20 protein-coding genes are annotated in these 19,170 nt (G+C 67.2%); 16 read left to right on the plus strand and 4 right to left on the minus strand.

The features are described 5' to 3' along the window. Positions 1-5: 5 nt before the first annotated feature. On the minus strand, positions 6-2,600 hold the full coding sequence (locus tag V3B30_RS10650; RefSeq protein ID WP_262084654.1) for a bifunctional aspartate kinase/diaminopimelate decarboxylase: 2,595 nt from the start codon (positions 2,598-2,600) through the stop codon (positions 6-8). 75 nt (positions 2,601-2,675) lie between these two features. Between V3B30_RS10650 and V3B30_RS10655 the strand changes: the two genes are divergently transcribed. Both V3B30_RS10655 and V3B30_RS10660 read left to right on the plus strand, forming a co-directional pair. Then, positions 2,676-3,548, plus strand: a complete 873-nt coding sequence (locus V3B30_RS10655) for a PhzF family phenazine biosynthesis protein (protein ID WP_262084655.1) — start codon at positions 2,676-2,678, stop codon at positions 3,546-3,548. A 131-nt stretch (positions 3,549-3,679) separates the two neighbouring features. Beyond that, positions 3,680-4,558: a PhzF family phenazine biosynthesis protein gene (locus V3B30_RS10660; protein WP_262084656.1), complete on the plus strand. Its 879-nt coding sequence runs from the start codon at positions 3,680-3,682 to the stop codon at positions 4,556-4,558. Between the two features lie 182 nt (positions 4,559-4,740). Here V3B30_RS10660 and V3B30_RS10665 read toward each other — a convergent pair whose 3' ends face one another. Further along, positions 4,741-5,172: an OsmC family protein gene (locus V3B30_RS10665; RefSeq protein WP_100471552.1), complete on the minus strand. Its 432-nt coding sequence runs from the start codon at positions 5,170-5,172 to the stop codon at positions 4,741-4,743. Between the two features lie 371 nt (positions 5,173-5,543). On the opposite strand from V3B30_RS10665, the gene V3B30_RS10670 reads away from it, so the two are divergent. From V3B30_RS10670 to V3B30_RS10685, 4 genes are all read left to right on the plus strand, one after another. Then, positions 5,544-5,942: an HU family DNA-binding protein gene (locus V3B30_RS10670; protein ID WP_072168628.1), complete on the plus strand. Its 399-nt coding sequence runs from the start codon at positions 5,544-5,546 to the stop codon at positions 5,940-5,942. A gap of 254 nt (positions 5,943-6,196) precedes the next feature. Beyond that, positions 6,197-6,505, plus strand: a complete 309-nt coding sequence (locus tag V3B30_RS10675) for a DUF3861 family protein (protein WP_100471551.1) — start codon at positions 6,197-6,199, stop codon at positions 6,503-6,505. 56 nt (positions 6,506-6,561) lie between these two features. Continuing rightward, positions 6,562-7,095: a hypothetical protein gene (locus V3B30_RS10680; RefSeq protein ID WP_262084657.1), complete on the plus strand. Its 534-nt coding sequence runs from the start codon at positions 6,562-6,564 to the stop codon at positions 7,093-7,095. An 82-nt stretch (positions 7,096-7,177) separates the two neighbouring features. Next, positions 7,178-7,774: a DUF1439 domain-containing protein gene (locus V3B30_RS10685; RefSeq protein WP_012510326.1), complete on the plus strand. Its 597-nt coding sequence runs from the start codon at positions 7,178-7,180 to the stop codon at positions 7,772-7,774. A gap of 69 nt (positions 7,775-7,843) precedes the next feature. On the opposite strand, the gene V3B30_RS10690 is transcribed toward V3B30_RS10685, so the two are convergent. Beyond that, positions 7,844-8,386: a type 1 glutamine amidotransferase domain-containing protein gene (locus tag V3B30_RS10690; protein ID WP_100471549.1), complete on the minus strand. Its 543-nt coding sequence runs from the start codon at positions 8,384-8,386 to the stop codon at positions 7,844-7,846. Positions 8,387-8,516: 130 nt separating this feature from the next. Next, a complete protein-coding gene (locus V3B30_RS10695) occupies positions 8,517-8,984 on the minus strand; it encodes an SET domain-containing protein-lysine N-methyltransferase (protein ID WP_012479369.1) in 468 nt (155 codons plus the stop codon). A 208-nt stretch (positions 8,985-9,192) separates the two neighbouring features. Here V3B30_RS10695 and V3B30_RS10700 point away from each other — a divergent pair, with 208 nt between their 5' ends. The 10 genes from V3B30_RS10700 (at position 9,193) to V3B30_RS10745 (ending at position 19,162) form a co-directional block, all read left to right on the plus strand. Further along, complete coding sequence (locus tag V3B30_RS10700) at positions 9,193-9,648, plus strand: SUF system Fe-S cluster assembly regulator (RefSeq protein ID WP_005408436.1); 456 nt, start codon at positions 9,193-9,195, stop codon at positions 9,646-9,648. Positions 9,649-9,666: 18 nt separating this feature from the next. Further along, positions 9,667-11,142 carry a Fe-S cluster assembly protein SufB gene (gene sufB, locus V3B30_RS10705; RefSeq protein ID WP_014036280.1) on the plus strand — a complete coding sequence of 492 codons (1,476 nt, stop codon included), beginning with the start codon at positions 9,667-9,669 and terminating at the stop codon, positions 11,140-11,142. A 73-nt stretch (positions 11,143-11,215) separates the two neighbouring features. Then, positions 11,216-11,980 (plus strand): Fe-S cluster assembly ATPase SufC, encoded by a 765-nt coding sequence (gene sufC, locus V3B30_RS10710; protein WP_262084658.1) that lies wholly within the window; start codon positions 11,216-11,218, stop codon positions 11,978-11,980. Next, positions 11,980-13,242: a Fe-S cluster assembly protein SufD gene (gene sufD / locus V3B30_RS10715; protein ID WP_262084659.1), complete on the plus strand. Its 1,263-nt coding sequence runs from the start codon at positions 11,980-11,982 to the stop codon at positions 13,240-13,242. The genes sufC and sufD overlap by 1 nt, the downstream gene beginning before the upstream one ends. Continuing rightward, positions 13,239-14,495: a cysteine desulfurase gene (locus V3B30_RS10720; RefSeq protein ID WP_100471545.1), complete on the plus strand. Its 1,257-nt coding sequence runs from the start codon at positions 13,239-13,241 to the stop codon at positions 14,493-14,495. Before sufD ends, V3B30_RS10720 begins: the two co-directional genes overlap by 4 nt. A 327-nt stretch (positions 14,496-14,822) precedes the next feature. Then, a complete protein-coding gene (locus tag V3B30_RS10725; RefSeq protein ID WP_262084660.1) occupies positions 14,823-15,110 on the plus strand; it encodes a cytochrome b-c1 complex subunit 6 family protein in 288 nt (95 codons plus the stop codon). 143 nt (positions 15,111-15,253) lie between these two features. Next, a complete protein-coding gene (locus V3B30_RS10730) occupies positions 15,254-15,793 on the plus strand; it encodes a GNAT family N-acetyltransferase (protein WP_100471543.1) in 540 nt (179 codons plus the stop codon). Further along, the gene (locus V3B30_RS10735) at positions 15,790-16,122 is read left to right on the plus strand and encodes a non-heme iron oxygenase ferredoxin subunit (protein WP_061479221.1); all 333 of its coding nucleotides are present in this window, start codon (positions 15,790-15,792) and stop codon (positions 16,120-16,122) included. Before V3B30_RS10730 ends, V3B30_RS10735 begins: the two co-directional genes overlap by 4 nt. A gap of 195 nt (positions 16,123-16,317) precedes the next feature. Beyond that, positions 16,318-16,722: a hypothetical protein gene (locus tag V3B30_RS10740; protein WP_315973646.1), complete on the plus strand. Its 405-nt coding sequence runs from the start codon at positions 16,318-16,320 to the stop codon at positions 16,720-16,722. Positions 16,723-16,873: 151 nt separating this feature from the next. Continuing rightward, positions 16,874-19,162, plus strand: coding sequence for a TonB-dependent siderophore receptor (locus V3B30_RS10745; RefSeq protein ID WP_262084662.1), 2,289 nt, complete (start codon positions 16,874-16,876; stop codon positions 19,160-19,162). Positions 19,163-19,170: the final 8 nt, after the last annotated feature.

Raw genomic sequence — 19,170 nt, forward strand, 5'->3', positions numbered from 1 at the left:
GGTGATCACTCGATCACGTCTTCGCGCGGCATCGCCCGCTGGTTGTAGGTGTTGGCCATCGAATAGCCGTAGGCGCCGGCATCGGCGATCAGCATCACGTCGTCAGGTGCAGTCGACACCGGCAGCTTGCGGCGCTTGCCGAACACATCGCTGGATTCGCAGATCGGGCCGACCACATCGAACGCCGCTTCGGCATAACCGCCCTGGCGGCTGAGGTTCTCGATGTCATGCCAGGCGTCGTACAGGGCCGGGCGCATCAGTGCGTTCATTCCGGCATCGAGGCCGACGCGGCGCACGCCGTCCTTCTCCACCACCTGGGTGACATGGGTCAGCAGCACCCCGGATTCGGCCACCAGGTACCGGCCCGGCTCGATCGCCAGGCGGAACGCCGGATGCAGCGCCTTGACCTCGGCCAGGCCCTCGGCCCAGGCGTCCAGATCGAACGGCTCGTCTTCGTCGCTGTACGGAATCGGCAGGCCACCGCCGATATCGATGGTCTGCACGCTGCCGATGCGGCGGGCGAAGCCGGCGAGCTCATCGCACATCAGGCGCCAATGCTGCGCGGTCTCCACGCCACTGCCGAGGTGCGCATGCAGGCCGACCACGCGGCTGCCCAGATCGGTGGCCGCGCGCACGAACTCATCGACACGGGCGATCGGCAGGCCGAACTTGGACTCCTTGCCGCCGGTGCGGACCTTGGCATGGTGGCCTTCGCCACGGCCCAGGTCCACGCGCAGCCACAGCTCGCGGTTGCGGAACAGGTCCGGCCAACGCTGCAGCGCTTCGACGTTGTCGACGGTGACAGTCACGCCCAGCGCGAACGCGGCTTCGTACTCGCTGCGCGGGCAGAAGCTGGGGGTGAACAGCACGCGCTTGGGCGAAAGCTCCGGCAAGTGCTGGAACACGTGCTTCAGTTCGCCGTGCGAGACACATTCCAGGCCGAAGCCCTCGGCTTCCAGCAGCTGCAGGATGGCCGGGTGGCTGTTGGCCTTGATCGCGTAGTAGCGCTGGTCGATCGGCTTGATCGCGGCCAGCGCGCGGGCGCGGGCGCGCACGGTCGGCAGGTGGTAGACATAACGCGGCGTGCCGGCATCGGCCAGCTGCAGCAGGTGCGCACGCTGCCCCCGCCACCACGGCGTGCCACGCGGGCGCACGGTGCCGGCGATCTCGCGCCAGCGCGGACCGAACACTTCGGTCTCTTCCACCGGCATGGCACCGCTGTCGATCAGCTCGGCGTGCAGGATCGGCAGTAGGCCATCAGCATCGGCCTCGTCGATGACGAAGGTCAGGTTCAGGTCGTTGGACGACTGCGAGATCATGTGCACGCGCTCGCGGCCGAAGGTGGCCCACACGTCCGACAGCTTGTGCAGCAGCGAACGCATGCCGCGGCCGACCAGGGTGATCGCCGCGCACGGCACGATCACCTTCACCTTGCAGATCTGCGACAGGTCGGCCGACAGCGCGGCCAGCACATCGGTGTTGACCAGGTTCTCGGACGGGTCCAGTGACACGGTGACGTTGGTCTCGGCCGAACCGATCAGGTCCACCGACAGGCCATGCTTCTTGAACAGGTTGAACACATCGGCCAGGAAGCCGACCTGCTGCCACATGCCGATGCCTTCCATCGACACCAGCACGATGCCGTTGCGGCGGCTGATCGCCTTCACCCCCGGCACCGGTGCAGCACTGCCATCGATGCTGGTGCCCGGCAGTTCCGGGCGCTCGGTATCGAGGATGGCCATCGGCACGCCGGCGTCGCGGCACGGTTTGATCGAGCGCGGGTGCAGCACCTTGGCGCCGGTAGTGGCGATTTCCTGCGCTTCGTAATAGTCCAGGCGGGTCAACAGGCGCGCGTCCGGCACGTCGCGCGGATTTGCACTGAACATGCCCGGCACATCGGTCCAGATCTCCACGCGGCTGGCGCCCAGCAGCGCACCGAAGTACGCCGCCGAGGTATCCGAGCCACCGCGACCGAGGATGGCGGTACCGCCATCGGCATGCCGCGAAATGAAGCCCTGGGTGATCAGCAGGCGGGTCGGCTGCGCGCGGAAGCGCTGCAACCACTCCGCATCGGCACGCCACTGGCAGTTCACCGACAGGCGTTGCGACCAGTCGCTCTGGTTCGGCTGCGGCGGCATCGCGTCCAGCCACTGGCGGGCATCCATCCAGCCCATGTCCAGGCCCGAAGCGTGCAGATAGGCCGCGCCCAGCGTGGAGGACAACAGCTCGCCCTGGCCCAGCACTTCGGCCTGCCATTCCAGCGGGCGGGTGGCCGCACGCGGGTCGTCGAGCAGGCCCTGCAGCGCTGCCAGGCGCTCGGCCAGCACCTCGCGGCCCAGGCCCAGTTCGGCCAGGAAACCTTCATGGCGCTCGACCAGCGCGGCCACGCGGTCACGGCTGTCCGGCGCGCCATCGGCGATCGCAGTCAGTTCGTTGGTGACCCCGGACAGCGCCGAAACCACCACCAGTACGCGCGAGCCGGTCTCTTCCGCGCGTTTTTTCGCCAGCTTCCCGATCGTGTCCCAGCGGTGACGACGCGACACCGAGGTGCCGCCGAACTTCAGTACGATCCAACGATCGACAAGGGGGGAAGCTGACATGGATTGGCTATGTAGAATGTGGGGGAGCCGCCCTCGGGGGCGGAACCCTTGATTCTAAGCGCAATATCCCCGCAGATGGCCGTCCTTCGTTACCTGCAGCTCGATGTCTTCGCCCGCCGCCCCGGCACCGGCAATCCGCTGGGTGCCATCCTGGATGCGGACGGCCTCTCCGGCGAGCAGATGCAGGCCCTGGCCGCCTGGCTGAACCTGTCCGAGACGGTGTTCTTCCTGCACCCCACTGCGCCGGGCGCCGACTATCACATCCGCATCTTCACCCCGACCCGGGAGCTGGCCTTTGCCGGCCACCCCAGCGTCGGCGCTGCCTGGGCGGCGGTGACGTGCGGCCTGGCCCAGCCGCGCAACGGCACCCTGCTGCAGCAATGTGCAGCGGGCGTGTTGCCGGTTCGGGTGAGCGGCCCGGCCGAGGCGCTGGAGATCCAGCTCGCCAGCCCAACGGCCCGGCAGCTGGACACGCCGGCGGACGCCGCGCCGGCCGCACTGCTGGCACTGGCGGCCAAGGGGCAGCAACCCGAACTGTGGGACAACGGCGCACGCTGGTGGCTGCTGCCGCTGCGCGACGCCGCTGCCGTGCGCGGCCTGGCGCCGGACATGGCCACGCTGCGCGACTGGAGCCTGGCCACCGATGCCACCGGCGTGGCCGTATTCGCTGACGAGGCCGGCACCGACCACGCCCGTGTGGTGCGCGCATTCTGCCCCGCCGATGCGGCCAGCGTGCCGGAAGATCCGGTCACCGGCAGCGCCAATGCCCTGATCGGTGCCTGGCTGCGGCAGCGCAACGCCCTGCCCGGCCGCGAGGGCCGCTACGTGGCCAGCCAGGGCCGCGAAGTCGGTCGCGATGGGCGCGTGCAGGTCGAAGTCGATGCGCAGGGCACGGTCTGGATCGGCGGCCAGGTGCAGCCGGTCATCGACGGCCACATCCGCTGGTAGCCCACGGAAAAAAGGGGACGGAGGGAATTAAGTCGCTTCTGCCATATGTGCCACAAGCGACTTAATTCCCTCCGTCCCCTTTTTTGTGCCCCGCGCTACGCTATGCCGCCTGTCTACTGGAGTCCTGCCTGATGTCCACCCGCCGCTTCCTGCAGCTGGATGTGTTCTCCCCGCGCGCCGGCGCCGGCAATCCGCTGGCCGTTGTGCTCGATGCCGAGGGCCTGGACGATGCCAGCATGCAGGCCATTGCGCGCTGGACGCGCCTGCCCGAAACCACCTTCGTGTTCCCGCCGCAGGTCGCGGGCGCCAGCTACCGGCTGCGCATGTTCAGCCCGCAGAAGGAGGTTCCGTTCGCCGGCCATCCCAGCGTCGGTACCGCGCACGCGGTGCTGCAGGCGGGCCTGGCCGCGCCGGTCGGTGGCGTGCTGGTGCAGGATGGCATTGCAGGTGCGCTGCCGCTGCGCGTCAGTGGTGAGGGCGCGCAGCAGCGCATCGCCATCCGCACCCCGCGCGCGCAGCTGGCCGAGACCGTCGAGGCCACCGATCCGCGCCTGCAGGCGGCGCTGAAGGGCTGGCCGCTGGGCACGCTGCCGCCGGCACGCATGCAGGGCGGGCGCAGCTGGTGGGTGGTGCAGGTGGCCGATGAAGCCGCGTTGCGCGCCCTGCGTCCGGACTGGGATGCGGTCGCTGCACTGGCCGAATCCACCGACAGCATGGGCGTGTTCGCCTATGCCTTCAGCGATGGCCGCGAGGGCTTCGATCTGGCGGTACGCGCCTTTGTCGGCAATGGCCGACGCTTCGAGGACGCCGCCTCGGGTGCTGCCAATGCGGTGTTGGCCGCATGGCTGGACCTGCGCGATGCCCTGCCCCATGGCCGTGCACCGTTCGAAGTCAGCCAGGGCCGCGAAGTCGGCCACGACGCACGCCTGACCCTGCGGGTCGATGAAGACGGCGAGGTCTGGTCGGGGGGGCAGGTGCAGACGGTGATTGCCGGCACCATCGATTGGTGATTGCTGCTGGGGGGTAGAGCCGAAGGCAGCGGCAGGAGCCGCTGCAACGTCGCGCGCGACGGCCCGGAGGGTGGCGGCCAGGAAGGTCGCCATGACGCTGGCCGGCTGCCACCTCGACCTCGGCATCATGCGGTTGCCGGCCCGCGGCCGGCACTACCGTGACCATCCCGGCCCGCGATTTCTCAGCCCAGCTCGGCTTCCAGGCTGATGGGCACCGCGCTCAGCGCCTTGGACACCGGGCAGTTCTGCTTGGCGTCATCGGCAATGGCACGGAACTGCGTCGCATCGATGCCGGGCACCACCGCCCTCACCTTCAGCCGGATCTGCGACAGCTGCGGGCCGCCCTCCAGCGACAGGTCGACCTTCGCTTCGGTGTCCAGCGAGGTCGGGGTGAAGCCTGCCTCGCCGAGCTTGGCCGACAGCGCCATGGTGAAACAACCCGCGTGCGCGGCAGCGATCAGCTCTTCCGGATTGGTGCCCTTTTCGTCGCCAAAGCGGCTGTTGAAACCGTAGCGGGTCTTGTCCAGCAGCCCACTCTGCGGCGTGCTCAACTGTCCCTTGCCCGACTTCAGATCGCCTTCCCAGTGCGCGGTGGCGTGTCGCGAGATTCCCATTGTGCTGCTCCTGCGTGGCGGTGATGAACGGCTACCCTCGCACGCCGCGCGTTAGCCCTGCGTCGCTCCGCCGCACGCCGGGCGTCGCCCCGAGCCCGGCGCGTGGACACTTCCTCGCCAGCCCGGAACGCATTTTCCCCTTGTTTTCAGTGGTTTCGCGCACTCCGCCGATGGGCGGGCGCCGGCCATCGAACACGCTGGCGCGCCCCCATCCCCCACCACCGGCCATGTACTGAATCGGCCTGGATATGAAAAAACATGCACTTTCCGCGCTTCGGGCTATTGGCGGCGCCCGAGAGTTGCCCTACATTGCGCTTGCCGACGGGGTTCGGCGCCGACCAAACAACCAACCGTTCACGGAACAGGAAACCATGGCAAAGACCGCTAAGAAGGCTGCCCCGAAGAAGGCAGCGAAGAAAGTCGCGACGAAGGCAGCCGCCAAGCCGGCCGCTCCGAAGCCGATCAAGGAAGTGCTGACCAAGTCCGGCCTGGTTGCACACATCGCTGAAGCCTCCGGCGTCGTCGCCAAGGACGTCCGCGCTGTGCTGGCCTCGCTGGAAAGCGCCGTCGCCTCCTCGGTGCACAAGAAGGGCGCTGGCTCCTTCACCCTGCCGGGCCTGCTGAAGATCACCACCGTCAATGTGCCGGCCAAGCCGAAGCGCAAGGGCATCAACCCGTTCACCAAGGAAGAGCAGTGGTTCGCTGCCAAGCCGGCCACCACCAAGCTGAAGGTGCGTCCGCTGAAGAAGCTGAAGGACGCCGCGCTGTAAGCGCGCGCCCCAACGCGGATTCCGACGGGACGGCTCTGGCCGTCCCGTTTTTTTTGTCCGGACCACACCCCGCAACACAGCGTTGCCGCGGCCCCGGCAATCCCCCTGCAGGCCCGCCACCAGTGGCTGCCGGCGCTCCGCAAAGGGCGCGGAACGTACCGGGTGGAACACTGCGTGCAGCGCCGGCCATCGCCGCCGGCCGTGGCCTTGCCTATGGTGGGCACATCCTCCACAGCTACGGCGAGCACACCCTCATGGCCAGCCCCTCCACCCGCTACCGGATCTCGGTGACCCCGATCGAAAAGGACGGGCTGCAGTGCACCGGGCGCTGCACCATCGAACTGGAACACCGCGCCAGCCGTGACCTGATGCGCCTGCTGGAGGCGGCTCCGCGTACCGCCGGCATCAGCGGCGACGAGCGCGCGACCCTGGTGATCGCCACCCAGCTGCTGCGCGACATCGTGCAGCGCCACGCCGGGACCGACGGCCACGCACTGGCCGCCGTCGCGGCACAGGTCCTGCCGGCGCTGGACGCGCTGGAACAGCTGCCCTCCTCCCGCTGAGCCCCGCGCAATCGCTACACTGCCGCCCTCCAGATTGCCTCGGGGAGGAGGCAGGCATGCGCAGGATCCTGTTGCTGATCGCACCACTGGTGCTGCTAGGTTGTTCACGCCCGGCAGCACAGACGAATGTTGAAACCGCGCCAGCGCCCGTTGCCGCTGCCGCAGCAGCGGACATCCATACCGGCCCCGATCCCGCAGCGCTGCAGGCGAGCGATGTGCCGCTGCTGTCCGCCGTCGCCGACAGTGCCGAGCCACCCTCGACGATGCTCAACCGCTACGTGGCGGCGCTGCTCAACCGCGACCGCGCCGCCAGCAATGCCGCCTGGACGATCCCGCCCAGTGATCCGCGGCATGCGGACGACGCCGCGCTGCGACAGCTGCGGGACCTGCGCACCCTGCGCCTGCACAGCGATACCCCGATCGCCCGCGACGACCGGCAACCGCCACAGCTGCTTGAAGTGCCGGTGCAGATCCGCGCGGTCACCGCAAACGGCACGTTCCGCTTCGGTGGCTGGTACCGCGTGCAACCCAGCAGCGACGGCAGCGCCTGGCAGATCCAGTCGGCGCAGCTGCGTCCAATGCTGGACTGAACCGTTGCAGCCGCATGCACGCGCGATTCAGCCTGCGCGACTACTCTGTGATCCATCCATTCCCTGCCCATCGGTCACCGCCATGCGCCTGCGTTCCCTGATGACCCGCCTTGCTGCCTCCACCGTACTGATCGCTGCTGCGATCGGCGCACAGGCGGCTCCCTCCATTTCCGGCCGCGAACTGTCGGTGGGTGCCAGCGACGTCCAGCAGTATCTCGATGGCAGCTTCCCGCGCACCCAGGACGCCCTCGGCGGCCTGATCGCACTGACCATGAGCCACCCGCAGCTGAGCCTTCCCGCCGGCGAGCGCTTGAACCTGGGCATGGACGTGGCACTGGCCACCGCTGGCGGCAACCCGGCCAAGCTGGGTACGGTGAAGCTCAGCAGCGGCCTGCGCTACGACGCGCAGACCCAGGGTTTCCACCTGCAGCAGCCCAGCGTGGATGACTTCACCCCGGCCAACCAGGGCGGTCGCCTCGACTCACGCACCCGTGGCCTGCTCAATGCCTGGCTGAGCGACTACGCCCAGCGCGAACCGATCTACAAGCTGGACCCGGCCGTGGCCGGGCTGCTCGGCGCGCTGCAGGTGCAGTCGGCACAGGTGAAGAACGGCAAGCTGGTGGTCACCTTCAACCAGAACCTGGGCAACCTGGTGCCGGCAGGCGTGCTGGGTAAATGAGGTAGTGCCGCTGGCCGGCAACGCAGTCACTGCATCTGCCGGCCAGCAGCCGGCACTACCGGCAAAGCATCACGCGGCAAGTGCCTTGACCACCGCCTCGCTGAAGGCGGGAATGTCGTCCGGCTTGCGGCTGGTGATCACGTTGCCGTCGACCACCACCTCGGCATCGCGCCAGTTCGCTCCCGCGTTGGCCAGGTCCTGCTGCAGGGACGGCCAGGACGTCAGCTTGCGGCCATCGGCCAGCCCGCTATTGATCAGCAACCACGGGCCATGGCAGATCGCCGCGACAGGCTTGCCGGCTTCATCCACCGAGCGGATGAAGCTGAGTACCGCATCGTCGGTACGCAGCGTGTCCGGATTGATCACACCTCCTGGCAGTACCAAGGCATCAAAGCCCGACGGATCCGCCTCGTCCAGCGGGATGTCCACCGCGACGGCGTCGCCCCAGTTCTTCTCTTTCCAGCCCTTGATGGTCGCCTCCTTTGCAGGCGACACCACGCTGACCCGCGCACCTTCCGCTTCCAGCAAACGCTTGGGTTCGGTCAGTTCGGACTGTTCGAAGCCGTGGGTGGCAAGGATGGCAATCTGCTTGCCCTTCAATCGCTCTGCCATGGATGCACTCCGGTTGGGGGGAGCCCACAGAATGGAAGAACGGCCCTTGCGCGGCGGTGACCCTGTCGTGCACGGCAGGTGGAGAGCTTCCAGGTAGTGCCCGCCAGCGGCCGGCACTACCCATTGCGGGTCAGCGCTTGGGCTGCAGCATGGTACCGGTGCACTTGGGCGAGCCGCAGCGGCACTCCCAGATCTTCTTCAGCTTGGCCGTGTGGCGCTCGGCCAGGGTGATGCCGTAGTTGTAGGTCAGCTCCTCGCCGGCCTTGATATCGCGCAGTGCCTCGATGAACACCTTGTCGCCCCGGCTGTCGCCGTCCTCGTCTTCCTCGATCACCGCCTCGCAGTTCGGATCGCAGCTGTGGTTGATCCAGCGCGCGTCATTGCCCTTGTAGTTGGCATCGATCACCCAGTCATCGTTGAGGGTGAACAGGAAGGTGTGGCCGCTTTCGACGTCGCCGCTGTCGTCGGCATCAACATCGCCGTGGCTGCGCAGCAGGCCCTTGTACTGGATCACGCGCTCGCCCTGCTTGATCGGGGCCACGGCGAACACGCCGTTGCCATGGATGGCGGACTTGCGGGCTTGGATCTTCTTCGGCATCGGCACGGGCTGTTTGCAGCGAATGGAACCGGGATTCTCGCCCATTCCGGGTGATTGCGAAAATCACCCCGTTGGCGCAGCATTGCGCCGTGGCTGCGGCCCGGTGTGTTCTCCCGGCCCGCCCCCAGCGCCGGCTGAATGCCCGGGTTGGATGGTGGCGAATAAAAGCGTACAATTTCAGTCCGCTTTAAGAACCACTCGCATCCTCATGTTGCGCGTCACCAAACTCACCGATTACGCCACCGTCGTGCTGACCGTGCTCGCCGCCCGTCCGGGCGAAGTGCTCAGTGCCACCGAGCTGGCCGAATTCACCGGCCTGGAGCCGCCCACGGTCAGCAAGGTCCTCAAGCCGCTGGCCCAGGCCGGCCTGGTCGAGGGCCTGCGCGGCGTTCGTGGCGGCTACCGGCTGACCCGCCCGGCCATCGAGATCTCGCTGTTCGAAGTGGTCGAAGCGATGGAAGGGCCGCTGGCCCTGACCGAATGCAGCCACGACCACCACCAGTGCGGCATGGCGCCCAAGTGCGGCGCGCGCAGCAGCTGGCGGCTGATCAACGACGTGGTCTCCGAGGCCCTGCGCGATGTCACCCTCGCCCAGATCCTGCCCCCTCTCCCCCTTGCCGATGACGAACAGCGCCGCACCATCGCTGTCGACGTCGTCTCCTGATCCGTAGGCAGCCCCCCCATGGCCACCGAAACCATCGAAAACGTCGCCCACGACGACACCCCCAACCGCGAGATCCACGAGCAGCTCGGCCGCAAGTATTCGGCCGGCTTCATCACCGAGATCGAATCGGACTCCCTGCCGCCGGGCCTGGACGAGGACACCATCCGTGCCCTGTCGGCCAAGAAGGACGAGCCGGAGTGGATGACGCAGTGGCGCCTGGACGCCTACCGCCACTTCCTGACCATGCCGATGCCCGACTGGGCCAAGCTGGAGATCGCCCCGATCGACCTGCAGGCGCTCAGCTACTACTCCGCGCCGAAGGGCCCGAAGTACGCCTCGCTGGATGACGTGCCGAAGGAACTGCTCGACACCTACGACAAGCTGGGCGTGCCGCTGCACGAGCGCGCCAAGCTGGCCGGCGTGGCGGTGGATGCGGTGTTCGACTCGGTGTCCGTGGGCACCACCTTCCGCAAGGAACTGGCCGAGAAGGGCGTGATCTTCTGCTCGATGTCCGAGGCCATCAAGGAACACCCGGAGCTGGTGCGCCAGTACCTGGGCACCGTGGTGCCGGTGGGTGACAACTACTTCGCCGCGCTCAACTCGGCGGTGTTCTCCGATGGCAGCTTCGTGTTCATTCCCAAGGGCGTGCGCTGCCCGATGGAACTGAGCACCTATTTCCGCATCAACGCCGGCCACACCGGCCAGTTCGAGCGCACCCTGATCGTGTGCGAGGACAAGGCCTACGTCTCCTACCTGGAAGGCTGCACCGCGCCGATGCGCGATGAGAACCAGCTGCACGCCGCAGTGGTCGAGCTGGTCGCGCTGGAAGATGCGGAGATCAAGTACTCCACGGTGCAGAACTGGTACCCCGGCGACGAGAACGGCGTCGGCGGCATCTACAACTTCGTCACCAAGCGTGCCGAATGCCGTGGCGCACGCAGCAAGGTTACCTGGACCCAGGTCGAGACCGGCTCGGCCATCACCTGGAAGTACCCGTCGTGCGTGCTGCTGGGCGACGACTCGGTCGGTGAGTTCCACTCCGTCGCGCTGACCCACCACCGCCAGCAGGCCGACACCGGCACCAAGATGATCCACGTCGGCAAGCGCACCAAGAGCAAGATCGTCAGCAAGGGCATCAGCGCCGGCCGCGGCCAGAACACCTACCGCGGCCTGGTCAAGGTCGACCGCAACGCCGACGGCGCGCGCAACTACACCCAGTGCGACTCGCTGCTGATCGGCAAGCAGTGCGGCGCGCACACCTTCCCCTACATCGAGGTGAAGAACCCGGGCGCCACCGTCGAGCACGAGGCGACCACGTCCAAGATCTCCGATGACCAGCTGTTCTACTGCCGCGCCCGTGGCATCAGCCAGGAAGACGCGGTATCGCTGATCGTCGACGGCTTCTGCAAGCAGGTGTTCCGCGAACTTCCGATGGAGTTCGCGGTGGAAGCCAAGAAGCTGCTGGAAGTCTCGCTGGAAGGTTCGGTGGGCTGACCGCCCGACCCTGCCCTCGCAAACGCATTCTCTTTACCGGCGGGCCCTGGCCCGCCCCACGGAAACCCCCACCATGCTGAAGATCGAAAACCTCCACGCCCGCATTGGCGGCAAGGAAATCCTCAAGGGCCTGTCGCTGGATGTGAAGCCCGGCCAGGTGCACGCCATCATGGGCCCGAACGGCGCCGGCAAGTCCACCCTGGGCAACGTCCTGGCCGGCCGCGACGGCTACGAAGTGACCGAAGGCAGCGTGCAGTTCGACGGCGTCGACCTGCTGGAGCAGGACCCGGAAGCGCGTGCCGCCGCCGGCCTGTTCCTGGCGTTCCAGTACCCGGTGGAGATCCCGGGCGTGAACAACACCTACTTCCTGCGCGCCGCGCTGAACGCCCAGCGCAAGGCCCGCGGCGAGGAAGAACTCGATTCCATGCAGTTCCTCAAGCTGGTGCGCCAGAAGCTGGCCGTGCTGCACCTGAAGGACGAACTGCTGCACCGTGGCGTCAATGAAGGCTTCTCCGGTGGCGAGAAGAAGCGCAACGAGATCTTCCAGCTGGCCGTGCTGGAACCGAAGCTGGCGATCCTGGACGAGACCGACTCGGGCCTGGACATCGACGCACTGAAGAGCGTGGCCGACGGCGTCAACGCGCTGCGCGGCGCCGACCGCTCGTTCCTGGTCATCACCCATTACCAGCGCCTGCTGGACTACATCAAGCCGGATGTGGTGCACGTGCTGGCCGATGGCCGCATCGTCAAGAGCGGCGGCCCGGAACTGGCGCTGGAGCTGGAAGCACACGGCTACGATTTCCTGAAGGACCGGGTCGTGCCCGAGGCGGCGATCTGATGAGTGCCCTGCTTGATTCGATGGCCCAGGCCTTCTCCGGCAGCGATGCGCGCCGCGAAGTGCTGGATGCGGCCCTGCGCGACGGCCTGCCGGCCGCCCGCAACGAAGCCTGGAAGTACACTTCGCTGCGCCAGCTGGAACGCCGGGCGTTCACCGCGGCACCGTTGCAGGGCCCGGCGCTGGACGCCGCGCTGCTGGAAGACGTCCCGGCACCGCGCCTGGTATTCGTCAACGGTCGCCTGGATGCCGCGCTGAGCGACGTGCAGGCGCTGTCTGCGGGCGTGCAGCTGCAGCCATTGTCGGCGGCGCTGGCCGCCGGCGAAGACGCCGTGCGTTTCCTTGGCCGCCGCTACGAGCGCAGCGAGGAGATCTTCGCCCGCCTCAACGCCGCATTGGCCGACGAAGGCGTGGTGCTGCGCGTGGACGAAGGCGTGCAGGTCGAAGCACCGCTGCAGCTGGTATTTGCCAGTGTGGCCGGCGAGACCGACCTGGCCTGGCATCACCGCCACCTGATCGAACTGCGTGCCGGCGCCAGCCTCGGCGTGGTCGAGCACCGCTTCAGCGTCGGCGATTCCGCCCACCTGGACAACACGGTGCTGCACGCCCACGTCGCTCGTGATGCCGTGCTCAAGCACGCCCGCGTGCAGGCCGGCAGCGCACGCCAGACCAGCTTCCTGCGCACCGATGCGGTGCTGGCCCGCGACGCGCAGTACCACCGCGTGGACCTGGAGCTGGGCGCTGCGCTCAGCCGCCATGAACTGAACGTGCGCCTGGAAGGCGACAACGCCCAGCTGACCGCCAACGGCGTGCTGCTCGGCAATGGCCGCCGCCACGTCGAAACCCGCCTGGGCATCGACCACATCGCACGCGATACCAGCTGCGAACTGCTGTGGCGCGGCGTCGCCGCCAACCGCAGCCGCGTGGTGTTCCATGGCGGCATCCAGATCCGCGAAGGCGCCGACGGCACCGACGCGAACCTGTCCAACAAGAACCTGCTGCTGTCGGCCGATGCCGAGATCGACACCCAGCCGACGCTGGTGATCGACGCAGATGAAGTGAAGGCCGCGCACGGTGCGACCGTCGGCCAGCTCGATGCCAACGCGCTGTTCTACCTGCGCTCGCGCGGCCTGCCGCAGGCCCAGGCGCAGGCACTGCTGAGCGCCGCGTTCTGCCACGAGCCGCTGAAGATCCTGCCCGATGCGCTGCGTGCGCAGCTGGCACGTCGCCTGGACAAAGCCCTGGCCGAGGCGGGTGTGGCATGAACCTGTCCACGCCGCGCCCGATCGAAGAACGCACCGGCGCCCCCGACTGGGACCGCGTCCGCCTCGACTTCCCGCTGCTGATGCGCGAAGTGCACGGCAAGCCGCTGGTCTATTTCGACAATGCCAACACCGGCCAGAAGCCGGTGCAGGTGATCGGCGCGGTGGACGAGTTCTACCGACGCTACAACGCCAACGTCAGCCGCGCCGTGCATGCGCTGGGCAGCGAAGCCACCGATGCCTACGAAGGCGCGCGCAACACGCTGGCGCGCTTCCTCAACGTGCGCCCCAGCGACCTGGTGCTGTGCAGTGGCACCACCTTCGCCATCAACCTGGTGGCCTACTCGTGGGCGCTGCCGCGGCTGAAGGCCGGTGATGTGATCCTGATCACGCGCATGGAGCACCACGCCAACATCGTGCCGTGGCAGCTGGTCGCGCAGCGTACCGGCGCCACCATCCGCGTGGCCGAGATCACCCCCGACGGCGCGCTGGACCTGGATGCGCTGCGCGCAGCGATGACCCCCGAGGTCAAGCTGCTCGCCGTCACCCATGTCTCCAACGTGCTGGGCACGGTCAACCCGGTGCGCGAGATCTGCCGTGAAGCGCGCAAGCGCGGCATCGTCACGGTGGTCGATGGCTCGCAGGCGGTGCCGCACCGCAAGGTCGACGTCGCCGCGATCGGCTGCGACTTCTACGCCATCACCGGCCACAAGATGTGCGGCCCGACCGGCACCGGCGCACTGTGGGCGCGCCGCGAGCATCTGGACGCGATGCCGCCGTTCCTCGGTGGCGGCGAGATGATCAAGGAAGTCAGCTTCGACGGCACCGTGTTCAACGATGCCCCGCACAAGTTCGAAGCCGGCACCCCGAACATCGCCGGCTTCATCGGCCTGGGCGTGGCCGCCAACTATCTGCAGCAGCTCGGCCAGGAGAACGTGGAAGCGCGCGAAGCCGAACTGCTGGCGCACTTCACCGAAGAGCTGCGCCGCGTCGACGGCCTGCGCATCATCGGCGAGGCACCGGAGAAGGCCGCCGTGGTCTCGTTCCTGATCGATGGCGCGCATGCCCATGACCTGGCCACCCTGCTCGACCTGGAAGGCGTGGCCGTGCGCTCGGGCCAGCACTGCGCCCATCCGCTGCTGCAGTACTTCGGCGTCGCCGCCACCTGCCGTGCCTCGCTGGCGTTCTACAACACCCACGCCGAGATCGAGCGGTTCATGACCGCGCTGACCAAGGTACGCAAGCTGCTGGGGTGAGATTCCCAGGCCAGCACAGAGAACCAGAAGCGCCGCGGGAGACCGCGGCGTTTCCGTGTCTACCGACCCATCTACCGGCCCCGACACGCCCCCCTCGCATGGCGCCCCACTTCGAGACTTCAATCACAGTATGCGCTGCAGGCAGAGCGCACCATTCGCCCTTGGGCGAGCCTTGAAGAGACCCTCATCCGCAACAGTTCCATCTGCTGTCCTGCAAACTTTGTCTCACTTCCATCTCTGCCAACAAGCCTTGCCCCGCTTTCGCAGCTGCTGCGTCGTACGCAAGACCGTTCTGGCCATTCCCACCCGATTGGAGACAAAGCGAACATGAAGATGATCCGCTCTGCCAGCCTGTCCGCGGTATTCGTGCTGCTGGCCCTCATGCTGCCCGCAAGTTCATTTGCCCAGGATGGCGAGACTGACGAGCAAGCCGAAATCCGTGCGAAAGCTGAAGCTACGCCGGAGGGAAAGGAATTGAAGAAGGCGCTTGATGAGTGCATCGCGAAAGCTCAGGCAACGAAGAGTTCATCTGACAGCTGCGAAGAAGAACTATTTGAATATGTGCACTACGTTGACAACGAGGTCTCGAAAATGATGCTCTACAAGACAAAGTAGGGACCCTGCTCCTTCTGCAGCGGGAACGCCGCGGGCAACTGCGGCGTTTCTCCTTGGTGATGCAGGCAGCATGTCGGGCACCTCCATGCACCCCGTGAGGCGCCCCCATTTGCGCCCGCCCCCGCCCCACCTAGAATGGGGCCATGACCACCCTGACCTTCCGCGCCGCCACGCCGGCCGACATCCCCGCCCTGATCGCCCTCGTCACCTCGGCCTACCGTGGCGACGCCAGCCGCGTCGGCTGGACCACCGAAGCCGACCTGCTGGATGGCGCCCGCATCGACGCCGAAGGCATCCAGGCCGACCTCGACCGCCCGCGCTCCACCATCCTGCTGGCCGAGCGCGAGGGCCAGCTGGTGGCCTGCGCCCACGTCGCCGATGTCGACGGCAAGGGCTACTTCGGCATGTTCTCGGTCGACCCGGCCCAGCAGGGCGGCGGCGTCGGCAAGCAGATGATGGACGCCGCCGAAGCACACGCCGCACGCGAATGGAAGGTGCCGGTGATGCAGATGACGGTGATCGACGTGCGCGACGAGCTGATCGCCTTCTACGAGCGCCGCGGCTATCTGCGCACCGGCATCAAGAAGCCGTTCCCGTACGGCGACGAGCGTTTCGGCATCCCCAAGCGCGACGACCTGCGCTTCGAGATCCTGGAAAAGCCGCTGGCCGGAGCCGCCGCGTGAGCGATACCTGGACCTTTGTCTGTGCCGGCAACGAGCTGCTGCCCGGTGAAATGAAGAGCGTGTTCGACGAAGTGACCGGCACGCCGATCGTGGTGTTCAACCTCGACGGCGAGCTGTACGCGCTGGAAGACCAGTGCACGCATGAGGAGTTCGAGCTGTCCTCGGGTGAGTTCAACACCGCCGAAGGCAGCGTGGAATGCGTGCTGCACGGCGCGCGCTTCGACGTGCGCGATGGCCGCGCCCTGTGCGCCCCGGCCTATACCCCGGTGCCCAAGTTCCCGGTGAAGCGCGAGCACGACGCCGTCTGGACCCGCGACGACCGCGATTGAGGCGACGCTCGGCCCGCAGAGATCGCCCGTGGGGCGCTCCTCGAGAACCCTGGGGTGGAGCTGCCGGAGGGCGATGAGAGGCCCTCCAGGGCCCTTCCGGGCCATCCAGGTCGCCCGCCGAACGACGTATATGCGAATCATTATCGTTGATGTTATCCTGCGTAACATCTTCGTAACGATCCGCCCCCCCGCGCCATGGCTTCGCCCGCGCCCACCGCCACGTTGTGCCAGCTCGCCCGCCAGAGGTGGCCGCTGCTCGTGGCCGCGCTGCTGACGCTGCTGCTGGGCTGGTCGGCCTTGCATGAAGGACGTGGCAGCGGTACCGCCACGCACGGCTGGCAGGCGCACACGGATGATCTTCACCAGGCCATGCCGTTGCCGCCCACGCCAGTGGACGAATGCCCGCAGCATGCCGCACCCGCACCGGAACCGCCGCTGGATGGCGAGGGCACGCCGCCCTGCGCTGGCATGGCAGGTCCCCGCGCCGCCCTGGTCGCACGTATCCCGCTGTGGCGCTCCGACGCCCTGCGCTGGCAGCTGCGCGACCCCGCACTGCGCCTGAACCCCGGCCACGCTCCGCCCGCACCGCACGCCAGCTGAGGCGCCCCGCGGCCGTTGCCGTGCGCCTGGAATCGTTCATCCCGTAGCCGGCCATCGGCTCAGCGCTACAGAAACAGCTTTCTACGTGCCGTCGCGCTGTCTGCGCTTCGGCCCTCGCCCTTTCCTGATCCAAGCCACCGCCACCCAGACCATGACCCACATCACGTCCCGCAAGCACGCACCGCGCGTTTCCCTGCTCGCCACCGCCACCCTGGCCGCCGGCTTCGCACCGCTGGCCGCACACGCCGCCGACAGTGCCGACGCAGGCTCCCGCAAGGCCACCGACCTGGACAAGGTGCAGGTGCGCGGCAGCTGGTTCAATCCGTCCTCGCCGAAGTTCACCGCTGAACTGCTGGACACCCCGAAGTCGGTGTCGATCGTGTCGGAGAAACTGATCGCCGAAACCGGTGCAACCAACCTGCAGGATGCGCTGCGCATGGTCCCGGGCATCACCTTCGGTGCCGGCGAAGGCGGCAATCCGACCGGCGACCGCCCCTTCATCCGTGGCTTTGATTCGCAGAGCAACATCTTCGTCGATGGCCTGCGCGACGTCGGCTCGCAGACCCGCGAAATCTTCGATCTGGAGCAGGTGGAAGTGGTCAAGGGCCCGAGTTCGGCCTACGGTGGCCGTGACTCGGGTGGCGGCAGCCTGAATCTGGTGAGCAAGACGCCGAAGCTGAAGAACGAGACCAGCGCCAGCATGGGCATCGGTACCGACAGCTATGCGCGCGGCACCGTGGATGCCAACTACGTGCTGGGCGATGGCATCGCCGCCCGCCTGAACCTGATGAAGCACGCGTCGGACATCGCCGGCCGCGACGCCGCCAATGTCAGCCGCTGGGGCATCGCACCGTCGATCGCGTTCGGCCTGAACGGCCCGGCGCAGCTGATCGCCAGCCACTACCACATGCAGAGCGACGACCTGCCCGATGCAGGCGGTTTCCCCTACGGAAACCCGAATGGTGCACCGGCATCGAAGTGGGTCGACGGCCGCCCGATGGTGCCGGACCGCAACAACTACTACGGTCTGGTCGATCGCGACTTCCAGCGCACCCGCGCCGACATCAGCACCCTGGACGCCAGCTATGACTTCGGTGGCCACAAGCTGCGCAACATCGCGCGGCTGGGCAACACGAGCAATGATTACCTGTGGACCCAGCCGGACGACAGCCAGGGCAACCCGAACAACTACGGCACCCTGTGGCGCCGTACCAACGCCCGCGCCGTCGACGTCAAGAGCTTCGCCGACCAGCTGGGCCTGACCGGTGCCTTCCAGACCGGCGCGCTCAAGCACAGCTACAGCGCTGGCGTTGAGTACAGCGACGAGAAGATGTCCCGTGGCAGCTATCTGATGACCCCGGGTACCAGCAACCCGCTGACCGGCAACAGCAAGTGCCCGACCATCGGCGCCGCCACCGGCTACAACTGCACCGATTTCTCCAATCCGAACCCGCGCGATCCGTGGGCGGCCACCCATTCGGTGTACCGCAGCGACAAGGCACTGGACGTCGAGCAGCGCACCAAGACCAGGTCCGCGTATCTGTTCGACACCATCGAGCTCAACGCACAGTGGAGCTTCAACGTCGGCCTGCGTTACGACGACTACAGCACCACCCTGACCACTCCGGTGGCCGGCAAGGCACCGACCCGCGTGCGCAATGACAACGACTTCCTGAACTACCAGGCTGGCGTCGTCTTCAAGCCGCTGGAGAACGGCAGCATCTACCTGTCGTGGGGCACCTCCTCGACCCCGCCGGGCATGGACGGTGGTGACGGCTCGGACGGCCTGAGCGCCGCCGTGGCCGACCTCAAGCCGCAGGACACCAGGAACCTCGAACTGGGTACCAAGTGGGACCTGTTCGACAAGCGCCTGAACCTGACCGCGGCAATCTTCCACACGGTGATGAACAACGCACGCGTGACCGTCGACAACGGCACCAGCCAGAACGCCGGCAAGAAGGAAATCAACGGCTTCGAGCTGGGCTTCACCGGCCAGCTGACCGACGCCTGGAGCCTGTATGGCGGCTACACCTACTTGGACTCGGAACTGAAGGACAACGGCTTTGTCTGCGCCGTGTCCGGTCGTACCTGCCCGTCCAACGTCTACGTGCCGTCGCCGTACAACGGCAACGTGTTCCCGAACACCGCCAAGCACAGCGCCAACCTGTGGACCACCTACCGCTTCCCGATCGGCCTGACCATCGGCGCCGGTGCGTTCTACTCGGACAAGCAGTACGGTGATGTCGCCAACACCAAGTGGATCCCGAGCTACACCCGCTTCGACGCGATGGCCAGCTACGCGATCCAGGACAACATCAGCCTGCAGCTCAACGTGCAGAACCTGACCGACAAGACCTACTTCACCAAGGCCTATGCCTCGCACTACGCGAGCATCGCGCCGGGTCGCTCGGCCACCCTGGCACTGAACGTGAAGTTCTGATGTAACTT

Source organism: Stenotrophomonas sp. SMYL41 (assembly GCF_036319965.1).
Classification (GTDB): Bacteria; Pseudomonadota; Gammaproteobacteria; order Xanthomonadales; family Xanthomonadaceae; genus Stenotrophomonas; species Stenotrophomonas maltophilia_R.